This is a genomic window from Halomonas borealis, assembly GCF_004798905.1.
GTDB classification, from domain to species: domain Bacteria; phylum Pseudomonadota; class Gammaproteobacteria; order Pseudomonadales; family Halomonadaceae; genus Halomonas; species Halomonas borealis.
In genome coordinates this window covers 35,996-54,838 of the sequence record NZ_SDMO01000013.1, presented here as the reverse complement: position 1 = coordinate 54,838, position 18,843 = coordinate 35,996, and the positions used below count along the sequence as shown (strand labels likewise).

Sequence of the window (18,843 nt, the reverse complement as noted above, 5' to 3'; positions counted from 1 at the left end):
GCCACGCGGCTCGACGTCAGAGGCTCGCCTCGTCCGCCTTGTCGGGGTGGTGGTAGACATGCACATCGCGCTGCGGGAAGGGAATGCTGATGGCCTCGGCATCGAAGCGACGCTTGATCTCCTCGGTCATCTCCCAGTAGACATCCCAATAGTCCACGGCATTGACCCAGGGCCGCACGATCCAGTTGATGCAGGAATCCCCCATCGCACTCATGCGGATGTTCGGTTCCGGATCGGCCAGCACCCGCGGGTCATCGGCCACCACGCCTTCCAGTACCCGGCGTACGGTGTCGATATCGTCGTCGTAGCCGACGCCGACCACCAGGTCCACGCGGCGCGTGTCATGGCTTGAGTAGTTGGTGATGGCACCGCTCATCATCTGGCCGTTGGGCACGATGACCTTGCGATTGTCCGGCGTCCTGAGCTCGGTGGTGAATATCTGCACGTCGTCGATGGTGCCGGAGGTTCCGCCGGCCTCCACGTAATCGCCGATCCGGTAGGGGCGAAAGAAGATCACCAGCACCCCGGCGGCGAAGTTGGCCAGCGACCCCTGCAGCGCCAGCCCCACCGCCAGGCCGGCAGCACCGAGCACGGCGATCAGCGAGGTCGTCTGGATGCCGACCTGGCCGATCGCCGCCAGCACCACGAAGATCATCAGCAAGGCATATACAATATTGCCCAAGAACTTGGTCAGCAGCGGGTCGAGCTTACCGCGCTGCATGGCCTTGAGGCTCAGCCCGTGCAGCAGCTTCACCACCCAGCGGCCGATGAAGAAGATGGCCAGCGCCGCCACCAGGTTGATGACGAAGCTCGTGCCCTGCATGCTCACGAAGTCGGTGATCCATTGAAGGTCCATAGGTTCTCCCTGTCGGGTTCAGGTAATGTTCGAAGGCACATCGGCCCGACGCCGACCCGCCGACACCCCTAGGGGGCAGCTTCCCCGCTGGACGAGCGGCGCTCGGCCAGCCAGCGGCGCTTGGCCGCAGCACTCAGGCGCTTCAGCGCCGCCTCGCGGCGCAGCGCCTCGCCCTGAGCGCCGACACATTCTTGGTATACCAGCCGCAGCGGCCCTCTGCCACGCAGGGCCTTGGCGCCGCGCCCGGCGCGGTGCTCGCCGAGGCGACGCACCACATCGGTGGTGATACCGGTGTAGAGCGCCCCGCCGGCGGTCTCGATCATGTAAAGATACCAACGAGACGCGGTCTCTGCCGTCACCCTCAGGCCTCGGCCAGGGCCCGGCGAAGGTCGCCGATGACGCCGTCGTAGCGATTCGGGTCGGCGGCATTACGCCCCTTGAACACCGCCGAGCCGGCGACGAAGGTATCGGCCCCGGCACGCGCGATCTCGGCGATGTTATCGATCTTCACCCCTCCGTCGACTTCCAGGCGAATCGGGCGGCCCGAGGCATCGATGCGGCGGCGCGCCTCGCGCAGCTTGTCGAGGGTACCCGGAATGAAGGACTGACCGCCGAACCCCGGATTGACGCTCATCAGCAGCACCATGTCGACCTTGTCCATCACATAGTCGAGGAACGACAGCGGCGTGGCCGGGTTGAACACCAGCCCGGCCCGGCAGCCGCCGTCACGAATCAGCTGCAGCGAGCGGTCGATGTGATCCGAGGCCTCGGGATGGAAAGTGATGTAGCTGGCGCCGGCATCGATGAAGTCGCCGATAAGTTGATCCACCGGCTTGACCATCAGATGCGCATCGATGGGCGCGGTGACGCCATGCTTGCGCAGTGCCTCACAGACCATCGGGCCGATGGTCAGGTTGGGCACGTAGTGATTATCCATGACGTCGAAATGGACGATATCGGCGCCGGAGGCGATAACGTCATCGACCTCCTCGCCGAGGCGGGCGAAATCGGCGGAAAGAATCGAGGGGGCAAGCTGATAATCGGGCGTCGAATCACTCATGGAGCAGCATCCTGTCGAAGTCACGGTCATGATGATCGGCATTCTAACAGGAACCCGCGCGCCCTCCTTGCGACATCGGCCATCGCCGACGATAGTGAAGAATCCCGCCCACGACGAAGGAGAGATCGATGCCATTCCTCCCGCTGCGCCACACGCTCGGCACCGGCCTATTGGGTCTCGCGCTGTGCGCGCCCTCTCTCGCCATGGCCCAGTCGGCCATCCTCGAGGGCGAACGCTTCCATCCCGAGACGGGCGAGCAGGGCATGGTGGCCACCAGCCACTTCCTGGCCTCACAGGTCGCCCACGAGGTGCTCGCCGAGGGCGGCAACGCCGTGGACGCGGCGGTCACCGCCGGCTTCGCGCTGGCGGTGACCCAGCCGCGCTCGGGCAACATCGGGGGCGGCGGGTTCATGCTGATCTCCGACGAACGAAGCGGCGAGGTCACCGCCATCGACTACCGGGAGACCGCGCCGGCGGCCGCCACCGAGACCATGTTCCAGGATGAAGAAGGCAACGCCGTCAGCGAGTGGTCGCGTTTCACCCATCGCGCCGCCGGGGTCCCCGGCACCGTGGCCGGCCTGGCCCGAGCCCTCGAGGAATACGGCACCCTGAGCCTGTCCGCAGCCCTGGCGCCGGCGATCCGCCTCGCCGATGAGGGCTTCGTGGTGCCACAGCGCTTCGTCGATGGGGTCGCCGATGCCGGCGAACGCCTGACCCAGTGGGATGCCAGCCAGGCGATGTTCTACAAGGAAGACGGCAGCGCCTATCGGGTCGGCGACACCTTCCGTCAGCCGGATCTGGCGGCCACGCTCCGGCGCATCGCCGAGCAGGGCGCGCGAGAATTCTACGAAGGCGAGACCGCCGAGTTGATCGTCGCCGAGATGCAGCGCCACGACGGACTGATCACCCGCGAGGATCTCGCCGGCTACCAGCCGGAGATCCGCGAGCCCAGCCACGGCAACTATCGCGGCTACGATGTCTACGCCATGAGCCCGCCCTCCTCCGGCGGCGCCCACATCGTGGAGATCCTCAATGTCCTCGAGGGCTATGACATCGCCGAGATGGGCTTCGGCGCGGCCGACACCATGCACCTGATGGCCGAAGCCATGAAGCGTGCCTACGCCGATCGCGCCGAATACCTCGGCGATACCGACTTCGTCGAGGTACCGCTCGACGGCCTCACCTCCAAGGCCTATGCCGACGAGCTGCGCTCGCAGATCGCCATCGATCGCGCCACCCCCAGCGACGAGATCAGCGCCGGCGACCCGGCGCCCTATGAGTCCAACGAGACCACCCACTTCTCGATCGCCGACGGCGACGGCCTGGCGGTCTCCAACACCTATACCATCAACTTCAGCTACGGCTCGGGCATCGCCGTCGAGGGCGCCGGTTTCCTGCTCAACAACGAGATGGACGACTTCTCAGCCAAGCCCGGCGTGCCCAACGCCTACGGCCTGATCGGCGGCGAGGCCAACAAGATAGAGCCCGGTAAGCGCATGCTGTCGTCGATGACTCCGACCATCGTCAAGCGCGACGGCGAGAACTTCCTGATCACCGGCAGCCCCGGCGGCTCGCGGATCATCACCACCACCCTGCAGGTGCTGATGAACGTCATCGACCACGACATGAACATCCAGTCGGCGGTCAGCGCACCACGCCTGCACCACCAGTGGCTGCCCGACGAGCTGCGTGTCGAGGCCGGTTTCAGCCCCGACACCCTGTCGCTGCTCGAGGCCCGCGGCCACACCATCAGCCAGCAGTCGGCCATGGGCGCCGCGCAGTCGATCGTGATCGAGGACGGCCGGTTCTTCGGCGGCGCCGATCCACGGCGCTCCACCTCCTCGGCCATGGGCCTCTGAATCGTCGAGGCTCTGCACACTCGGGGCACGCCGCTGTCGGGCGGCGTGCCCCGAGTGTCGAGCCCCCCCCGGCTGGAAGTCGCGATGAGGAAGCGCTGATTCATGCCGCGAGCGAAGAAGGACTGAGCGTCGCCGGAACGGAAACCGCCTTGGACGAGACAGTAAATGGGGGTCTTGAGCACCGCCGGCGGCCAGGATATCGAGCGCAGCCATGAGTCAGTGTTTACTGTACTCTAGCCTTTGCATTCGGCAAGGAGAGCACCATGACCACCCGACGCCTGTTCGGCCTGAGCCTGCTACTGCTGGCCAACGGCTGGCTCGCCGGCTGTGCCAGCCCCCACTACCTGCAACCCGACCCCAAGCGCAGCGCCCAGGTGCCGGCCGTCGGCCAGGGACAAGCGGTCAGCGTGAGCGCCCGCGACACCCGCGAAGAGGCGGTGATCGGCTCCCGCTCCGGCAGCGCCGGCTCCACGGCGGTGATCATCGTCGACCCCGGCGAGCTGACGCCGCGCCTGCAGGCCGAGGCCGAGCGTGCGGTGCAGGACATGGGGTTTCGCCCCACCCGCGGCACCACGCCGGGGCAACCCCGCCTGACGCTGACCCTGAAGCGGCTCGACTACGGTCCCGGCGATGCCCTGCCGCTGGTCGGCAGTGCACGCCTGACCGCGGTGCTGGAGGCCGAGGCCCGGCATGACGGCACCACCTACACCGGCCGCTATACCGCCCGTCGCACCCAGCAATACGCCATGCGCCCGGGCCGCGAGGCCAACCAGGCGATGATCGAGAAGCTGCTGTCCGATGCGCTCGATCGCGCCTTCAAGGACCCGGAGCTGGCGAGCCTGCTGGCCCGCTAGCGCCCTGCCCCGTCGGCATATCGGCGGGGCGGGCCGCTTGCCGAGCCCGCTCAGTCGCCCCGAGGGCCGCGACGGATCAGCCTCCAGACACTCTCGCGAAAGCCGCTACCCGGCTCCGGCTCGCCCTCTTCCAAGAGCTCCAGTTCGAAGTTGGGCGCGAACAGCTCGCGAATCTCCTCGGCGCCAACACTGAAGGGTGGCCCACGCTCATCGCCAGGGGCGCGGGTCAGGCCGATCAGCAACCCTTGGCTGCCAGGCGGCAACAGCTGGGCCAGGTGGAAGGCGTAGCGTTGGCGGGTCGCCTCGGACAGGGCGATCAAGGCCGCCCGGTCATAGAAGGCGCCCACCTCGGCGGCGGCCTCGATATGGAAGTGGAAGAAGTCGCCGTGCCAGAGCTCCACGTTGTGCTGGCGGCCGATCTCGAAGCCACCGCGACGATAACGGGAGACCTCCCCCTCGCCCTCGGCCAGGAACTGCTCGATGGCCTCGGACGCAAGCTCGATGCCTAGTACCGGATGCCCCTGCCCGGCCAACCAGCGCATGTCCAGGCTCTTGCCACACAGCGGCACCAACACCTTGGCGTCGGTGGCCGCGCCCAGTGCCTGCCAATAGCGGATCAGGGCCGGATGCGGCGCGTCGCGGTGGAAGCCGATGCGTCCCTCGCGCCAACGCACGAGCCATGGGTTATCCATGATGCGACCTCAGAACCAACGGTCGCGCTTGCGACGGCGACGCGGCAGGTGCGGCACGATCAGGCCGACCAGCAGGCCAGCCCCGGCCACACCACCGCCGTACATGAAGTAGCGCATCAGCAGGTCCTCCTCCTGGGTATCGAGACGGGCCTGTAGCTCACGCACGGTGGCGCCGGCGCTCTCGCTTTCCGACTCGAGGGCCTGATTGCGCCGCTCGAGTTCGGCGATGCGCTGCTCACGCACGCCGAGGGTCTCGGTGAGCGAGGCCATGCGGCTCTCCCAGGTCTCGTTGATGCCCGACAGTTCCTCGGAGAGTTCCTCCACCCGCGACTCCAGCGCGGGCAGCTGGACCTTGGCGCTGGGGGCGTCCTGAAGATCGCTCGTCGGCACCCAGACCACGTCGCCGGCCTGGCTGCGCACACGACTGTAGTCCCCCTGAGTCCCCAGCAGCGCTACCGGGTCGCCGGCGGTCAGGGTGCCGACGATGCGATAGCCATCGGTGGGGCCGCTGCGCACGAAGGTGGTGAGATCATCGGACACCCAGCGAGAGGCGTCCTGGGCGTCGTCGTCCTGCTGAGCCTGCACCGGCAGGGCTAGCGCCCCGAGCAGTGCACCCAGCGTCATCAGTGTCTTGTATCGTTGCATCGTCATGCGTCGTCCTGGCTATCCAAGGCTCTATATTCGCCGCTCGCGGCGATGGCGGTCATGACCGGACCTTCCTTGCCCGGCCCACCGTGATGAGAGTGCGTCTCCGGATCATCCACAGCATCTGTGGACAACTGCCGGGAAAACCGCTGGAAACCCGCGGCCAGGTGGCATGGCTGCCGATATGACAGCATTCCGGTCATTTCCTGACCACCCCGCCGGCGCCTCCGACGCCGACAAGGGTACCACAGGCCCGCACGCCGGGCGGTCCGACACGCTGGCCCCGCCTCGCTTGGGTGCGTATAATCGCTGCCCTCAATCGGACGGCCTTGCCGGCCGCCTCCCTGCGAACGATCATCCACCGGTGCAACGTCGGGCCCAGACGCCACGACCTATTCTTATGGCGAAGAAACTCTTCATCAAGACGCATGGCTGCCAGATGAACGAGTACGATTCCGCACGCATGGCGGATCTGCTCGGCGAATCCCACCAGCTGGAGCTCACCGACGACGAACGCGATGCGGACGTCATCCTGCTCAACACCTGCTCGATCCGCGAGAAGGCCCAGGAGAAGGTCTTCCACCAGCTCGGTCGCTGGAAGAAGCTCAAGGAAGCCAACCCGGACCTGGTGATCGGTGTAGGCGGCTGCGTGGCCAGCCAGGAAGGCGAGGCGTTGCGCAAGCGCGCGCCCCAGGTCGACATGGTCTTCGGCCCCCAGACCCTGCACCGGGTACCGTCGATGCTCGACGCCCGGCGGGACGACCAGATCTCGGTGGTCGATGTGACCTTCCCCGAGGTGGAGAAGTTCGACCATCTTCCCCGCCCCAGCTCCGACGGTGCCACCGCCTTCGTCTCGGTCATGGAAGGCTGCTCCAAGTACTGCACCTTCTGCGTGGTCCCCTACACCCGTGGCGAAGAGATCTCGCGGCCCTTCGAGGCGGTGATGGACGAGGTGATCCACCTCGCCGACCAGGGTGTGCGTGAGATCAACCTGCTGGGCCAGAACGTTAACGCCTATCGCGGCGAGAACCAGCTCGGCGAGGAAATCGACCTGGCCGAGCTGATCGCCTGCGTGGCGGCGGTGGAAGGCATCGACCGGATCCGCTTCACCACCTCGCATCCGGTGGAGTTCTCCGACAGCCTGATCGAGGCCTACGGTGAGATCCCGGAGCTGGTCAGCCACCTTCACCTGCCGGTACAGGCCGGGTCCGACCGCATCCTCGCGGCCATGAAGCGCGGCCACACCGTCGAGGAATACGTGGAGAAGATGGAACGCATCCGCGCGCTACGCCCGGACATCAGCTTCTCCTCGGACTTCATCATCGGCTTCCCTGGCGAGACCGAGGAAGACTTCGCCAACACCATGGACCTGATCGGCCGCATCGGCTTCGACGTCTCCTTCAGCTTCGTCTACTCGGCACGGCCCGGCACCCCGGCCGCAGGCTTCGAGGACGACACCCCGGAGGCGGTCAAGAAGCAGCGCCTGGCGATCCTCCAGGAGCGCATCAACCAACAGGCCATGCAGATCAGCCGGCGCATGGTGGGCTCCACCCAGCGCGTGCTGGTCACCGGCTTCTCACCCAAGGACCCGGGACAGCTGTCGGGCCGCACCGAGAACAACCGGGTGGTCAACTTCCGCGCGCCGAACCCCACCGAGCTGATCGGCTACTTCGTCGACGTGGAGATCAGCGAGGCGCTGCCCAACTCGCTGCGCGGCGAGCTGGCCTCGCCGGAGCGTTTCTGACCCCGACCTCCTCAGACCAGGGACGGTTCATGATCTCGCCGGCTCCGGTCGGACAAGGCGAAACCGTGAGAAGGAATGCAGTTCAGCACGCCAAATGAGCCTTCTGATCACGGTTTCAACGCCGTATGGCCGACGCGCAGCAGATCATGGATGTCCACGCACATTGCCCCGGCAGCTTCCGGGGCAGTAAGCTGATCCCGACACCCAACAACTCACGGACCCGCCCGTCTTGAGCCAGCCAGCCTCCGCGGCCAACCGCGTCATCACCCTGAACCTCGAGCCCAACGATCCCAAACGCCTGGCCACGCTCTGTGGCCAACAGGACGAACACCTCAAGCTGATCGAGGAACGTCTCGGCGTCACCCTGCGCAACCGCGGCAACGTCTTCCAGCTGGCCGGCCCCGGCCCCCGGGTCAAGGCCGCCTCCAACGTCGTCGAGCACCTCTACCGCGAGGCCGAGGCCAGCGAGCTGACCCCGGACACCGTCCACCTCTTCCTGCAGGAGTCCGGCCTGGAAGCCCTCGAGGAGGAGGAAGAAGGCGGCGACAGCGACGGCGACGTCCTGCTGCGCACGCCCAAGACCCTGATCAAGCCCCGCGGGCTCAACCAGCAACGCTACGTCTCGAGCATCCGCGACCACGACATCAACTTCGGCATCGGCCCGGCCGGCACCGGCAAGACGTACCTCGCGGTGGCCGCCGCGGTCGAGGCTCTCAATCAACAACAGGTGCGCCGCATCCTGCTGGTGCGCCCCGCGGTGGAAGCCGGCGAGAAGCTCGGCTTTTTGCCCGGCGACCTGGCCCAGAAGATCGACCCTTACCTGCGCCCGCTCTACGACGCCCTCTACGAGATGATCGGCTTCGAGCAGGTCGCCAAGCTGATCGAGCGCCAGATCATCGAGATCGCGCCGTTGGCCTACATGCGCGGACGCACGCTCAACAACGCCTTCATCATCCTCGACGAGAGCCAGAACACCACGCGCGAACAGATGAAGATGTTCCTGACGCGCATCGGCTTCGGTTCCACCGCGGTGATCACCGGTGACATCACCCAAGTCGACCTGCCCCGCGGCCAGACTTCGGGGCTGATCCAGGTCCTCGATGTGCTCCACGGCACCCCGGGCATCGGCGTCACCCACTTCGCCGCCAAGGACGTGGTCCGCCACCCGCTGGTACAGCGCATCATCGAGGCCTATGACCAGTTCGAGGCCGAGGAAGAGAACCAGGCGCGTGCCAAGCGCGAGGCCCGCGAGCAGGAGCGCGAGGCGCTACGCCAGGAAAGGCAACTCGGCCAGGAACGGCGCGAACGCCACAACGGTCGCGAGGAAGGCGAATGAACCCGGCCGAGGTCGATCGTCAGCCCGCCATCGACAGCGCCGACCTACCGACCCAGGCCGAACTCGAGGCCTGGGTCGGTGCGGTGCTGGCCCGACACCCCGACGAGGGGCGCTTTGAACTGACGGTGCGCTTCGTCGATGCCGAGGAGAGCCGGTCGCTCAACCGCGACTATCGCCAGCGCGACAAGCCCACCAACGTGCTGTCCTTCCCCTTCGAATGCCCGCCAGGCATCACCTTGCCGCTGCTCGGCGACCTGGTGATCTGCCACCCGGTGGTGCTCGCCGAGGCCCGCGATCAGGACAAGACGCTCGTCGATCACTACGCTCACATGGTGGTTCATGGCACCCTGCACCTGATGGACTATGACCATATCGAGAACGATGAGGCCGAGACCATGGAGGCACTGGAGCGATCCATCCTCGCCGGCCTGAACATCGCCGACCCCTACCGGGCCTCCGGCCCGGCGCATCGTGATTCCGATCCCGAGGATGAGAGAACCGACGCATGAGCGAAGACCGATCGACCGGCCAGGGCAGCAAGTCCTGGCTCGATAAGTTGTTCAGCGCCCTGTCCGGCGACAGCGACGCGCCGAGCTCGCGGGACGAATTGCTGGAGTTCCTGCGCCAGGCCGCCAGCCGGCTCAAGCTCGAGCAGGACGCCATGATGATCATCGAGGGCGCGCTGAACATCAGCGATCAGCAGGTACGCGAGGTGCTGATTCCGCGCTCCCGGATCACCGCCATCGGCCTCGATCAGCCGCTGGAAGAGTACCTGCCGGTGATACTCGAGACCGGCCACTCCCGCTATCCGGTGGTCGGCGAGAACCTCGACGAGGTGAAGGGCACCCTGCTGGTCAAGGACCTGCTGCCGTTGCTGCGCCAGAGCCAGGACAACGGGCATCCCTTCCAGCTCGAGGAGGTCCTGCGCCCGGCGATGTTCGTGCCGGAGTCCAAGCGCCTCAACAGCCTGCTCAAGGAATTCCGCGATACCCACAGCCACATGGCCGTGGTCGTCGACGAATATGGCGGCACCGCCGGCATCGTGACCATCGAGGATATCCTCGAGGAGATCGTCGGCGACATCGAGGACGAGCACGACACCGACGAGGAAGAGGACATTCGCCTGCTGGGAGAGTCGCGCTACGCGATCCGCGCCCTGACCCCCATCGACGACTTCAACGAGCGCTTCGACACACACTTCTCCGACGAGGAGTTCGACACCCTCGGCGGCCTGGTCATGCAGCGCTTCGGCCACTTGCCCGGTCGCGGCGAGCATACCGAGATCGGTGGCTGGCGCTTCACCGTGCTCAACGCCGACAATCGACGCATTCGCCTGCTCGAAGCCGAACCGGCCTCGGCAGCCGACGACTGACGCCTCCCCCAGGCCCCTTCACCAAGGACGGTGCCATGATGCCCCCTCGCCTTCATCGGTTCCTCGGGCCCCTGGCGGCGCTCGCCGCCGGCGTGCTCACCACCCTGTCTGCCGCGCCCTTCCAGCTATGGTGGCTGGCGCCGCTGGCCGCCGGCCTGCTCTACGCCGGCCTGCCCTCCCTCAACGCGCGCCAGGCCGCCTGGCGCGGCTGGTTCTACGGGCTTGGGCTGTTCGGCAGCGGTGCCTCCTGGGTCTATGTCTCGATCCACGACTACGGCTACACCGGCGTGCCGCTGGCGCTGGCGCTGACCGCGCTGTTCGTCGCCGCCCTGGCGCTGTTCTTCGCCGTCACCCTCGGCCTCTACCGACGCCTCTGCGGGCCGCGCCTGTCGGTGCTGACCTTCGCCGGCGCCTGGGTGCTCGGCGAGGCGCTGCGCACCTGGCTGTTCACCGGTTTTCCCTGGCTGCTGCTGGGCAGCGGCCAGGTGGATTCGCCCCTCGCCGCCTGGGCCCCGGTCGGCGGTGTCTACCTGCTGTCGCTGATCGTGGCCCTCAGCGGCGCCCTCGGTGTGGTGGTGCTGCGCCGCCGCTGGTGGGCCGCGCTGCCGCTGGCCGCACTGTGGCTCGCACCGCTCGCCCTGCCCAGCCAGTGGACGACGCCCGCCGGCGAGCCGCTGCGCGTGGCCCTGCTGCAGGGCAACCTGTCCCAGCTGATCAAGTGGACGCCGGAGGGTCAGCGCAGCGCCGCCAACACCTACCTGGCGCTGACCGCCGAACTCGACGACGCGCCGGACCTGGTGGTCTGGCCCGAGGCGGCACTGCCGATGTTCGCCGACCAGGCGCGACCGATCCTCGAGCGCGCCCAGACCCTGCTGCCGCCACAGAGCACCCTGCTCACCGGCATCCTGACCCGCGAGGATGGCCGCTTTCACAACGGCGTGCTCGAGGTCGGCGACGACGAGACCTACCTCAAGCAGCACCTGGTCCCGTTCGGCGAGTACCTGCCGCTGGAACCCCTGCTGAGTGGCGCCATCGCCTTCTTCGACCTGCCGATGCCGGCCATGACCCCGGGTCCCGACGACCAGGCACCGCTCGAGGCGGCCGGCACCCGCATCGGTAATGCCATCTGCTACGAGATCATCTACGCCGACCTGGTCGCCGCCCAGGCGCGCCACTCGAACGTGATCCTCACGGTGTCCAACGACACCTGGTTCGGCCACTCGATCGGCCCGCTGCAGCACCTGCAGATGGCCCGACTGCGTGCGCTGGAGAACGGTCGGCCGGTGATCCGTGCCACCAGCAACGGGGTCACCGCGTTGATCGATGCCCAGGGTCGGGTCACCGACCGGGCGCCACAATTCGAGGCCGCCACCCTGACCGGCGAGGTCACGCCCCGAGAGGGGCTCACGCCCTTCACCCGCACCGGTAGCTGGCCGGTGTGGGTGCTGGGCGCCCTGCTATTGCTGCCGGGCCTGCGGCGACGCGGCCAGGCATAGGCGCGACGCCGCCGGATGACCGCCGCGGCCTCAGGACAGCCGCGGCGTGCTCACGCTGACATCGGCGTTCTGGCCACGATGGCGCAGCAGGTGGTCGAGCAGGGTCAGCGCCATCATCGCCTCGGCGATGGGCGTGGCACGGATGCCCACGCAGGGATCATGGCGCCCCTTGGTGACCACCTCCACCGGGTTACCATCCAGGTCGATGGAGCGGCCCGGGGTGGTGATGCTGGAGGTCGGCTTGAGCGCCAGGTGGGCGATGAGCGCCTGACCGCTGGAGATCCCGCCCAGCACGCCGCCGGCATGGTTGGAGAGGAAGCCTTCCGGGGTCATCTCGTCGCGATGCTCGCTGCCCCGTTGGGCCACCGCGGCGAAGCCGTCGCCGATCTCCACGCCCTTGACCGCGTTGATGCTCATCAGCCCATGCGCCAGCTCGGCGTCCAGACGGTCGAAGACCGGCTCTCCGAGCCCCGGCGGCACGCCCTCCGCCACCACGCTGATCTTCGCCCCCACCGAGTCCTGATCGCGACGCAACTGGTCCATGTAGGCCTCGAGCTCCGGCACCCGCTGCGGGTCGGGGCAGAAGAAGGGATTCTCCTCCACCGCCTCCCACTGCTTGAAGTCGATGGTGAGGGGGCCGAGCTGGCTCATGTAGCCGCGCACGGTGATGCCCTGGCTCGCCAGGTACTGCTTGGCGATGGCACCGGCCGCGACACGCATGGCGGTCTCACGGGCGCTGGAGCGCCCGCCGCCACGATAGTCGCGGATGCCGTACTTGTGGTGATAGCTATAGTCGGCGTGGGCCGGGCGGAACTGGTCCTGGATCTTCGAGTAATCCTTGGAGCGCTGATCGGTGTTCTCGATCATCAGGCCGATGGCGGTGCCGGTGGTCACGCCCTCGAAGACGCCGGACAGGATCCGCACCCGGTCCGCCTCCTGGCGCTGGGTGGTGTGACGCGACGAGCCGGGGCGGCGGCGATCCAGGTCGCGCTGCAGGTCCTCCTCGGTCAGCGCAAGCCCCGGCGGGCAGCCGTCGACGATGGCGCCGAGCGCGGGACCATGGCTCTCGCCGAAGGTGGTGACGGTGAACGACTTGCCGAAGGTATTACCGGACATGGGCGTGCCTCTTGACTGCTCAGCTGAAGGACGCCGCATGGGCGTCGAGTTCCGCGGCGGTGAGGGCGAACACCCCCTGGCCGCCACGCTCGAATTCCAGCCACAGGAAGGGCACCTCGGGGAAGGCGGCCTCCAGGTGGCGATCGGAGTTGCCGACCTCGACGATCAGCACGCCGTCATCGGTCAGGTGATCGCGGGCCTGGCGCAGGATACGCCGCACGATGTCCAAGCCGTCATCCCCCGCGCCCAGCGCCAGGCCTGGCTCATGGCAAAACTCGGCGGGCATGGTGGCCAGATCGCGCTCGTCCACGTAGGGCGGGTTGGAGACGATCAGGTCGAAGCGCTCGCCGCCAAGCCCGTCGAAGAGATCCGACTCGACGGCCCGCACCCGGTCCGTGACGTCATGACGCGCGATGTTGTGGCTTGCCACCGCCAGCGCCTCGGGGCTGATGTCGGCCAGCGCGACCTCGCAGGTCGGCAGATGCAGGGCGGTGGCCAGGCCGATGCAGCCCGAGCCGGTGCACAGGTCCAGCACTCGGGCCGGCGGCTCCATCGGGAACCAGGCACCGAAGCCGTGCTCGATCAGCTCGGCGAGCGGCGAACGTGGGATCAACACCCGCTCGTCGACGCTGAACGCCAGCCCGGCGAAGAAGGCCTCGCCGAGCAGGTAGGGCAGCGGGCGGCGGCTGGTGATGCGCTCGCGCACCAGGGCCACGATGCGTGCGCGTTCCATGGGCAGCAGGCGTGCATCCTGCACGCCGGGATCGACGTCCCAGGGCAGGTGCAGGGCGCCGAGCGTCAGCGCCACGGCCTCGTCCCAGGCGGAGTCGGTGCCGTGCCCATAGTGGAGGCCGGCCAGGTGGAACTCGCTGGCGGTCCAGCGCAGGCAGTCCCTGAGCGTGATCAACCCCTCGGTGAGGGCCTCATCGGTAAGCGCCAGGGTCGAAGCGGGCGAGGAAGCGGAAGGTTCGGCCACGAGACATCCTGTGGTTGACGGTGGGTAATTCGGCGAGGCAATGATTGTACCCGCGGCGGCGGTTCACAGCCACGTCAGGGCCGGTATACTCGGATGGCTCGAGAGGCGCTCGCCGGGCCGGCGTGACGCCATCACGCCCGTTTCCACCATCCGCTTCACCACCGCCAGAGAGCCCCATGAGCCGACGCCGCCACCGCCCCGATGACGACGATATCAGCGCTTTCCGCCAGGCCCTGAGCGAGGCCGGCGTGCGTCCGCTACACAGCAACCGCGCCGACCCGGGGCGCCCCCGTCGCAGCGACGACTCGGCCCGGGCCCGACGCGAGGCCGCCACCACGGCCGGCGAGGACACCGCGACCGGGCGCACCTCCGATGGCCGCGTGGAGGCGGTCCGCCCATCGGAATACCTCGACTTCGCCCTCCCCGACCTGCCCTACCGCGAGCGCCAGCAGCTCAAGCGCGGCCAGATCGCCTGGGAAGCGGGCCTCGACCTGCACGGCTATACGCTGGAAGAGGCCAGGGCCGAGCTGGAAGCCTTCCTGGCCGATGCGGCGGCCCAGCGAGCCCGCTGCGTACTGGTGGTGCACGGCAAGGCCTGGGGCGGCCAGGCCGATTACCCGGTGATCAAGAGCCACGTCAACGCCTGGCTGCGTGAGTGGCCCAACGTGCTGGCCTTCTGTTCGGCCACCGAGAGCGATGGTGGCACCGGCGCGGTCTACCTGATGCTGCGCCGCCGGCGCGACGGCCGCTAGGCGCTACGCCTCTTCGCCACGCCCGTCCGCGACGCCCTCGGGCGCCGTGTGGGGCTGTGCCAACGTCGGCTCCGAGGCCTGATCGAAGCCCCGCTCGTGACGGTCCAGCGCCTCCCGCGCCAGGTGCCGCCCCAGGGCGATCAACGCCTCGGCGCGATGAAACTCGTAGGCCCCACAGACGGTCTTCGGCACCTCGATCAACACGTCCGGCGGGTAGCCGGCCACCTTGTACTTGGCCAGCGCCCCCTGGGTGATATCGAAGGAGGCCAGGATCATGTCCAGCCGCCCCCAGGCACGACGACCGCGATCGGCCTTGTCACCCTCGTCGTCCTCGACCTCGACGCCGCTGCCGAACAGCCGTCGAGTGGCCCCACGCACGCCTTCCATCCAGCCTGCGAAGTCCACGGCTCCCTTGTCGCGGGCCACCTCCCGCGCCTGCTCTTCGACGACCTGGTCCGGCGGCAGCAAGGCTTCCAGCGAGACCGGCTGCGAGCTCTGGGCGGTGACGTTGACCGCCATCACCAGATCGGCCCGGCTCGAGACGGTGGGCATGATCGGCAGAGGATTGAGCAGCCCACCATCGACCAGCACCTGGTCGCCGCGATAGACCGGGGTGATCACCCCGGGCACGGCGATGGAGGCACGAATCGCCTCCAGCAGCGGCCCTTGCTGGAACCACACCTCGCGTTGGCGCGTCATGTCGGTGGCCACGGTGGTCACCGGGATCGGCAGGTCCTCGAGGCGAATGTCGCCGACCAGCTCATCGAGCTTGCCCATGACCTTGCTGGCCCGCATGGCGCCCATCGGGCTCCAGGAGACATCCACCAGGCGCAACACATCGAAATAGTCGAGCCGGCAGACCCAGTCGCGATAGCGATCGAGCTGGCCCGCCGCGTAGACCCCCGCGACCAGCGCCCCCATGGAGCAGCCCGACAGCGCTACCACCTCATAGCCGCGCGCCTCGAGTTCCTCGATCACGCCGATATGGGCGTAGCCTCGGGCGCCGCCGCTACCCAGCGTCAGCGAGACCCGCTTCCCTTGCCCGCTGCCCTGCCTCGCATTCATCGTTCGCCTCCCGTCATGCCTGGCCGGCCACGAGGGCATCGGCCACCGCCGCCACCCGCGCCGGTTCCAGGTGCAGATGATGCCCACCCGGTAACACTCGTCGCCGCAGATCGTGCACCGCGGCCCGCGCCTGGCATGCCCGCGGCCGATCGCCGAGGATGCCCGCCTCGCCCTCCACACAGAGGACCGGGCAGCGGATCGCCGCCAGCATGGCCGTCGCCTGAGCGGGGGTGAAGCGTACCGGCGATGCTCGCAGCAGGCGCGGATCCGTGCGCAGTCGCACCCGGCCATCCGCCTCCGTCGCCAGGTTCCGCCGCACCAGCGGGCCGGCAGTCGCGGCGTCGATCGGCGTGACGCCGCCCGCCACTCGAGCCGCCACGGCGCTCTTTTCATCAGGATAGCGTGGCGCCCCGGAGATCGCCCGACGATGGGCGCGCAAGCCCTTGCGTAACTGCGTCGGGGTATCGTCGGCCTCGGTGGTCAGCACGCCCAGGCCATCGATCAGCGGCAAGGCCGCGACGCGCTCCGGGAATGCGGCGGCCAGGAGGCAGGCCACCCCCGCGCCCATCGAATGACCGAGCAGCGTCGAGCACTCGAGGCCCAGCGCGTCCTGAGCATCGAGGACGTCGTGACAGTAGTCCCATATCGCGACGTCGGCCTCGCCCGGCAGCGGCGCGGAATGACCGTGGCCGGCGAAGTCCAGCGCCACGATGCGAATCCCCAAGCGCTCGACCAGCAACGGGGCAAGCCGCGAGAAACTGGCGGCGTTGTCCAGCCAGCCGTGCAGCGCCAGCCAGGTCGGCGCCGACGCCTCGCCCCAGGCCAGCGCGGCAAGTCGCCCATCGGCCAGTCGCAGGGACTCCGGCGCGCTCATGTCCCTGCCTCGAGCAGGTCATCGAGCAGCGACGTCAGGGCCTGCCGGGTGGCATCCGGATGCTCCATGGGGAACATATGGCCGCCCGGCACCTCGGCGATGCGCACCCCACGGCGCCGCAGGCGGCGGCAACGATGCGGGGTCAGCAGATCGGATTCCCCACCGGCCAGCACCCCGACCGGCACTCGCAACAGATCGGGCAACTCGTCCAGGTGATCGGGCAGGTGACGGAACACGGCGACCTCGATATCGGGGTCGAAGAGCAAGACCACGCGCCCGTCGTCCAGGGTTCGGGTGCCGCCCTCCACGTAATCGTCCAGGGCCTGGTCGGTGAAGTGACGAAACAGCCGCCGCTGGCGCAGGTAGTCACGCATCGCCGTGGCGCTCGACCAGCTGTCGCGCCGCCCGAGGGTACGTCCTGCCGGCGTGAAGCGATCGGCCAGCCCCAGCCGCTTGACCGCCTTCATCGCCAGGGCGTCGAGGCCCAGCATCAGCGGTGGGTCGAGCATCACCACGCAGCGGAAGCGCTCGGGTGCCTGCTCTGCGGCCATCGCCATCAGCACTCCCCCCATGGAATGCCCGACGCCGATCACCGGGGCATCGAACCCTGCCAGATAGTCGAGCAACTCATCTCGCAGGGCCAGCCAGTTGTGGCCGACAGGAAAGTCGGGGTGATGGCCGAGCCGATCCAGGGAATGGAGATCGAAGCGCTCGGCCAGCGGCGTCAACAGGCTTCGGTAGCTGCGGCCCGGGAAACCGTTGGCGTGGGCGAAGACCAACGGCTGGGGAGCGTCGGGGACGGTTCGTCGCATGGCATCATCCAGTGGGAAGGGACACGAGTGGTGGTAGCAGGCTAATGGGAATACCATAAGGCGCCAAGTCGTCTTTCCGCTACCCACTCAACGGAGTCCTGTGTGTCCTCACCCAAGCCGCCCCGCGATACCCGCCTGCGCAACCGCCTGTTCTTCACCACCGTGATCGCCGCCGTGGTCATCGGCCTGTGGCTGGCCCGCTGAGGGCGCCCACCGCCGAGGCTACCCGCTGCCACCCTCGATAGCGGGCGCCCCCCTACCATGGGCGCCGTGCCGATTTTCGCCTAACGTTGCAGCAGCCGGCCCATGCCTTCCACGGGCTCGCACCGTCACTGCCCGCCCCTCAGGACACGCGCATGTCATTGATCGACATCTTCCTCTCGACGCTCAACATCACCCTGCCGGTGTTCGCCATGGTGTTCATCGGCATCGGCCTGAAGCGCTGGCGCTGGATCGACCAGGCCTTCGTCAACACGGCATCGAAGCTGGTGTTTCGCGCCACCCTGCCGGCGATGCTCTTCTTCAGCCTGGCCGACGCCGATCTCGAGGCGACCCTCGATCCCTGGATGCTGGGCTTCTTCGCCCTGGCTACCCTGGCAAGCTTCGCCGCGGCCTGGGGCTGGGCCCTGCTGCGGGTACGGCGCCCGTTGCGCGGCGTCTATGTCCAGGGCGCCTTCCGCGGCAACTGCGGGATCGTCGGGCTGGCCCTGGCCGCGGGCATGTACGGTGACGAGGGGCTGTCGCTGGGCGGGCTGCTGCTCGGCGTGGTGATCCTAACCTACAACGTGCTGTCGGTGATCGTGCTGGCGGCCTATCAGCCCCGCGAGGAAGGCGACAAGGGCGTCGACTGGGGCCACATCGTCCGCCATATCGCCACCAACCCACTGATCCTGTCCGTGGTCGCGGCCAGTCCCTTCGCGGTCTTCACGGTGCCACTGCCCACCTGGCTCACCACCACCGGGGACTACTTCGCCTCGCTTACCCTGCCCCTGGCGCTGATCTGCATCGGCGCCACCCTCTCCACCCGCGCCCTCAAACAGGGCTATCGCACCACCCTCAGCGCGAGCCTGGCCAAGATGGTGGTGGTGCCCGCGGTCGCGACCCTGCTGGCGGTGGTGGCGGGCTTCACCGGCCCGGCGCTGGGGGTGATGTTCCTGTTCTTCGCCAGCCCCACGGCGGCGGCGGCCTTCGTGATGGCCAAGGCCATGGGCAACGACGAGACGCTGACCGCCAACATCATCGCCATGACCACGCTGATGGCCAGCGTCACCGTGACCCTGGGGGTCTTCGCCCTGCGCCTGGCCGGGCTGATCTAGCCGAGTCGCCACGCGCTA

The 18,843-nt window shown here is 68.0% G+C and carries 19 protein-coding genes; 9 read left to right on the top strand and 10 right to left on the bottom strand.

What is annotated here, in order from left to right; genetic code table 11:
• Nucleotides 1–16: 16 nt before the first annotated feature.
• From ETC07_RS12650 to rpe, 3 genes are all read right to left on the bottom strand, one after another.
• Nucleotides 17–856 carry a mechanosensitive ion channel family protein gene (locus tag ETC07_RS12650; RefSeq protein WP_136248881.1) on the bottom strand — a complete coding sequence of 280 codons (840 nt, stop codon included), beginning with the start codon at nt 854–856 and terminating at the stop codon, nt 17–19.
• A 68-nt stretch (nt 857–924) separates the two neighbouring features.
• Nucleotides 925–1,179 (bottom strand): GIY-YIG nuclease family protein, encoded by a 255-nt coding sequence (locus ETC07_RS12645; protein ID WP_136248880.1) that lies wholly within the window; start codon nt 1,177–1,179, stop codon nt 925–927.
• Nucleotides 1,180–1,217: 38 nt separating this feature from the next.
• A complete protein-coding gene (gene rpe, locus ETC07_RS12640; RefSeq protein ID WP_136248879.1) occupies nt 1,218–1,916 on the bottom strand; it encodes a ribulose-phosphate 3-epimerase in 699 nt (232 codons plus the stop codon).
• A 128-nt stretch (nt 1,917–2,044) separates the two neighbouring features.
• Between rpe and ggt the strand changes: the two genes are divergently transcribed.
• Both ggt and ETC07_RS12630 read left to right on the top strand, forming a co-directional pair.
• Nucleotides 2,045–3,775 carry a gamma-glutamyltransferase gene (gene ggt, locus ETC07_RS12635; protein ID WP_136248878.1) on the top strand — a complete coding sequence of 577 codons (1,731 nt, stop codon included), beginning with the start codon at nt 2,045–2,047 and terminating at the stop codon, nt 3,773–3,775.
• 263 nt (nt 3,776–4,038) lie between these two features.
• Nucleotides 4,039–4,629 (top strand): YajG family lipoprotein, encoded by a 591-nt coding sequence (locus ETC07_RS12630; protein WP_136248877.1) that lies wholly within the window; start codon nt 4,039–4,041, stop codon nt 4,627–4,629.
• Nucleotides 4,630–4,679: 50 nt separating this feature from the next.
• Here ETC07_RS12630 and ETC07_RS12625 read toward each other — a convergent pair whose 3' ends face one another.
• Nucleotides 4,680–5,321: a class I SAM-dependent methyltransferase gene (locus ETC07_RS12625; protein ID WP_136248876.1), complete on the bottom strand. Its 642-nt coding sequence runs from the start codon at nt 5,319–5,321 to the stop codon at nt 4,680–4,682.
• Nucleotides 5,322–5,330: 9 nt separating this feature from the next.
• Complete coding sequence (locus ETC07_RS12620) at nt 5,331–5,972, bottom strand: TIGR04211 family SH3 domain-containing protein (protein ID WP_205742550.1); 642 nt, start codon at nt 5,970–5,972, stop codon at nt 5,331–5,333.
• Nucleotides 5,973–6,366: 394 nt separating this feature from the next.
• Between ETC07_RS12620 and miaB the strand changes: the two genes are divergently transcribed.
• The 5 genes from miaB to lnt all read left to right on the top strand — a co-directional run bounded on the left by miaB (nt 6,367) and on the right by lnt (nt 11,914).
• On the top strand, nt 6,367–7,710 hold the full coding sequence (miaB, locus tag ETC07_RS12615) for a tRNA (N6-isopentenyl adenosine(37)-C2)-methylthiotransferase MiaB (protein WP_136248875.1): 1,344 nt from the start codon (nt 6,367–6,369) through the stop codon (nt 7,708–7,710).
• 229 nt (nt 7,711–7,939) lie between these two features.
• Nucleotides 7,940–9,046: a PhoH family protein gene (locus tag ETC07_RS12610; protein ID WP_136248874.1), complete on the top strand. Its 1,107-nt coding sequence runs from the start codon at nt 7,940–7,942 to the stop codon at nt 9,044–9,046.
• Nucleotides 9,043–9,555 carry an rRNA maturation RNase YbeY gene (gene ybeY, locus ETC07_RS12605; protein ID WP_136248873.1) on the top strand — a complete coding sequence of 171 codons (513 nt, stop codon included), beginning with the start codon at nt 9,043–9,045 and terminating at the stop codon, nt 9,553–9,555. The genes ETC07_RS12610 and ybeY overlap by 4 nt, the downstream gene beginning before the upstream one ends.
• Nucleotides 9,552–10,418: a CorC family transporter gene (locus ETC07_RS12600; protein WP_136248872.1), complete on the top strand. Its 867-nt coding sequence runs from the start codon at nt 9,552–9,554 to the stop codon at nt 10,416–10,418. The genes ybeY and ETC07_RS12600 overlap by 4 nt, the downstream gene beginning before the upstream one ends.
• A gap of 35 nt (nt 10,419–10,453) precedes the next feature.
• On the top strand, nt 10,454–11,914 hold the full coding sequence (lnt, locus tag ETC07_RS12595) for an apolipoprotein N-acyltransferase (protein WP_136248871.1): 1,461 nt from the start codon (nt 10,454–10,456) through the stop codon (nt 11,912–11,914).
• A 30-nt stretch (nt 11,915–11,944) separates the two neighbouring features.
• Here the strand turns inward: lnt and aroC are convergent, their stop codons facing one another.
• Nucleotides 11,945–13,030: a chorismate synthase gene (gene aroC / locus ETC07_RS12590; protein ID WP_136248870.1), complete on the bottom strand. Its 1,086-nt coding sequence runs from the start codon at nt 13,028–13,030 to the stop codon at nt 11,945–11,947.
• A gap of 19 nt (nt 13,031–13,049) precedes the next feature.
• Complete coding sequence (gene prmB / locus ETC07_RS12585) at nt 13,050–14,006, bottom strand: 50S ribosomal protein L3 N(5)-glutamine methyltransferase (RefSeq protein ID WP_136248869.1); 957 nt, start codon at nt 14,004–14,006, stop codon at nt 13,050–13,052.
• 176 nt (nt 14,007–14,182) lie between these two features.
• Between prmB and ETC07_RS12580 the strand changes: the two genes are divergently transcribed.
• On the top strand, nt 14,183–14,758 hold the full coding sequence (locus ETC07_RS12580; protein WP_136248868.1) for a Smr/MutS family protein: 576 nt from the start codon (nt 14,183–14,185) through the stop codon (nt 14,756–14,758).
• A gap of 3 nt (nt 14,759–14,761) precedes the next feature.
• On the opposite strand, the gene ETC07_RS12575 is transcribed toward ETC07_RS12580, so the two are convergent.
• The 3 genes from ETC07_RS12575 to ETC07_RS12565 are packed head-to-tail and all read right to left on the bottom strand — an operon-like array spanning nt 14,762 to nt 17,509.
• The gene (locus ETC07_RS12575; RefSeq protein ID WP_136248867.1) at nt 14,762–15,823 is read right to left on the bottom strand and encodes a patatin-like phospholipase family protein; all 1,062 of its coding nucleotides are present in this window, start codon (nt 15,821–15,823) and stop codon (nt 14,762–14,764) included.
• Nucleotides 15,824–15,836: 13 nt separating this feature from the next.
• Nucleotides 15,837–16,697, bottom strand: coding sequence for an alpha/beta fold hydrolase (locus ETC07_RS12570; RefSeq protein ID WP_136248866.1), 861 nt, complete (start codon nt 16,695–16,697; stop codon nt 15,837–15,839).
• Nucleotides 16,694–17,509 (bottom strand): alpha/beta fold hydrolase, encoded by an 816-nt coding sequence (locus tag ETC07_RS12565; protein ID WP_136248865.1) that lies wholly within the window; start codon nt 17,507–17,509, stop codon nt 16,694–16,696. Before ETC07_RS12565 ends, ETC07_RS12570 begins: the two co-directional genes overlap by 4 nt.
• Nucleotides 17,510–17,865: 356 nt before the next feature.
• Here ETC07_RS12565 and ETC07_RS12560 point away from each other — a divergent pair, with 356 nt between their 5' ends.
• A complete protein-coding gene (locus ETC07_RS12560; RefSeq protein WP_136248864.1) occupies nt 17,866–18,825 on the top strand; it encodes an AEC family transporter in 960 nt (319 codons plus the stop codon).
• The last annotated feature ends 18 nt before the right edge of the window (nt 18,826–18,843 follow it).

What these genes read in the sequence shown, in the direction of transcription:
- ggt (WP_136248878.1), top strand. Translation starts at nt 2,045, where the DNA reads ATGCCATTCCTCCCGCTGCGCCACACGCTCGGCACCGGCCTATTGGGT.
- aroC (WP_136248870.1), bottom strand. Translation starts at nt 13,030, where the DNA reads ATGTCCGGTAATACCTTCGGCAAGTCGTTCACCGTCACCACCTTCGGC.
- ETC07_RS12580 (WP_136248868.1), top strand. Translation starts at nt 14,183, where the DNA reads ATGAGCCGACGCCGCCACCGCCCCGATGACGACGATATCAGCGCTTTC.
- ETC07_RS12650 (WP_136248881.1), bottom strand. Translation starts at nt 856, where the DNA reads ATGGACCTTCAATGGATCACCGACTTCGTGAGCATGCAGGGCACGAGC.
- ETC07_RS12565 (WP_136248865.1), bottom strand. Translation starts at nt 17,509, where the DNA reads ATGCGACGAACCGTCCCCGACGCTCCCCAGCCGTTGGTCTTCGCCCAC.
- miaB (WP_136248875.1), top strand. Translation starts at nt 6,367, where the DNA reads ATGGCGAAGAAACTCTTCATCAAGACGCATGGCTGCCAGATGAACGAG.
- rpe (WP_136248879.1), bottom strand. Translation starts at nt 1,916, where the DNA reads ATGAGTGATTCGACGCCCGATTATCAGCTTGCCCCCTCGATTCTTTCC.
- ETC07_RS12620 (WP_205742550.1), bottom strand. Translation starts at nt 5,972, where the DNA reads ATGACGATGCAACGATACAAGACACTGATGACGCTGGGTGCACTGCTC.
- ETC07_RS12645 (WP_136248880.1), bottom strand. Translation starts at nt 1,179, where the DNA reads ATGATCGAGACCGCCGGCGGGGCGCTCTACACCGGTATCACCACCGAT.
- ETC07_RS12600 (WP_136248872.1), top strand. Translation starts at nt 9,552, where the DNA reads ATGAGCGAAGACCGATCGACCGGCCAGGGCAGCAAGTCCTGGCTCGAT.
- ybeY (WP_136248873.1), top strand. Translation starts at nt 9,043, where the DNA reads ATGAACCCGGCCGAGGTCGATCGTCAGCCCGCCATCGACAGCGCCGAC.
- lnt (WP_136248871.1), top strand. Translation starts at nt 10,454, where the DNA reads ATGATGCCCCCTCGCCTTCATCGGTTCCTCGGGCCCCTGGCGGCGCTC.
- ETC07_RS12575 (WP_136248867.1), bottom strand. Translation starts at nt 15,823, where the DNA reads ATGAATGCGAGGCAGGGCAGCGGGCAAGGGAAGCGGGTCTCGCTGACG.
- ETC07_RS12630 (WP_136248877.1), top strand. Translation starts at nt 4,039, where the DNA reads ATGACCACCCGACGCCTGTTCGGCCTGAGCCTGCTACTGCTGGCCAAC.
- ETC07_RS12625 (WP_136248876.1), bottom strand. Translation starts at nt 5,321, where the DNA reads ATGGATAACCCATGGCTCGTGCGTTGGCGCGAGGGACGCATCGGCTTC.
- ETC07_RS12560 (WP_136248864.1), top strand. Translation starts at nt 17,866, where the DNA reads ATGTCATTGATCGACATCTTCCTCTCGACGCTCAACATCACCCTGCCG.
- ETC07_RS12570 (WP_136248866.1), bottom strand. Translation starts at nt 16,697, where the DNA reads ATGAGCGCGCCGGAGTCCCTGCGACTGGCCGATGGGCGACTTGCCGCG.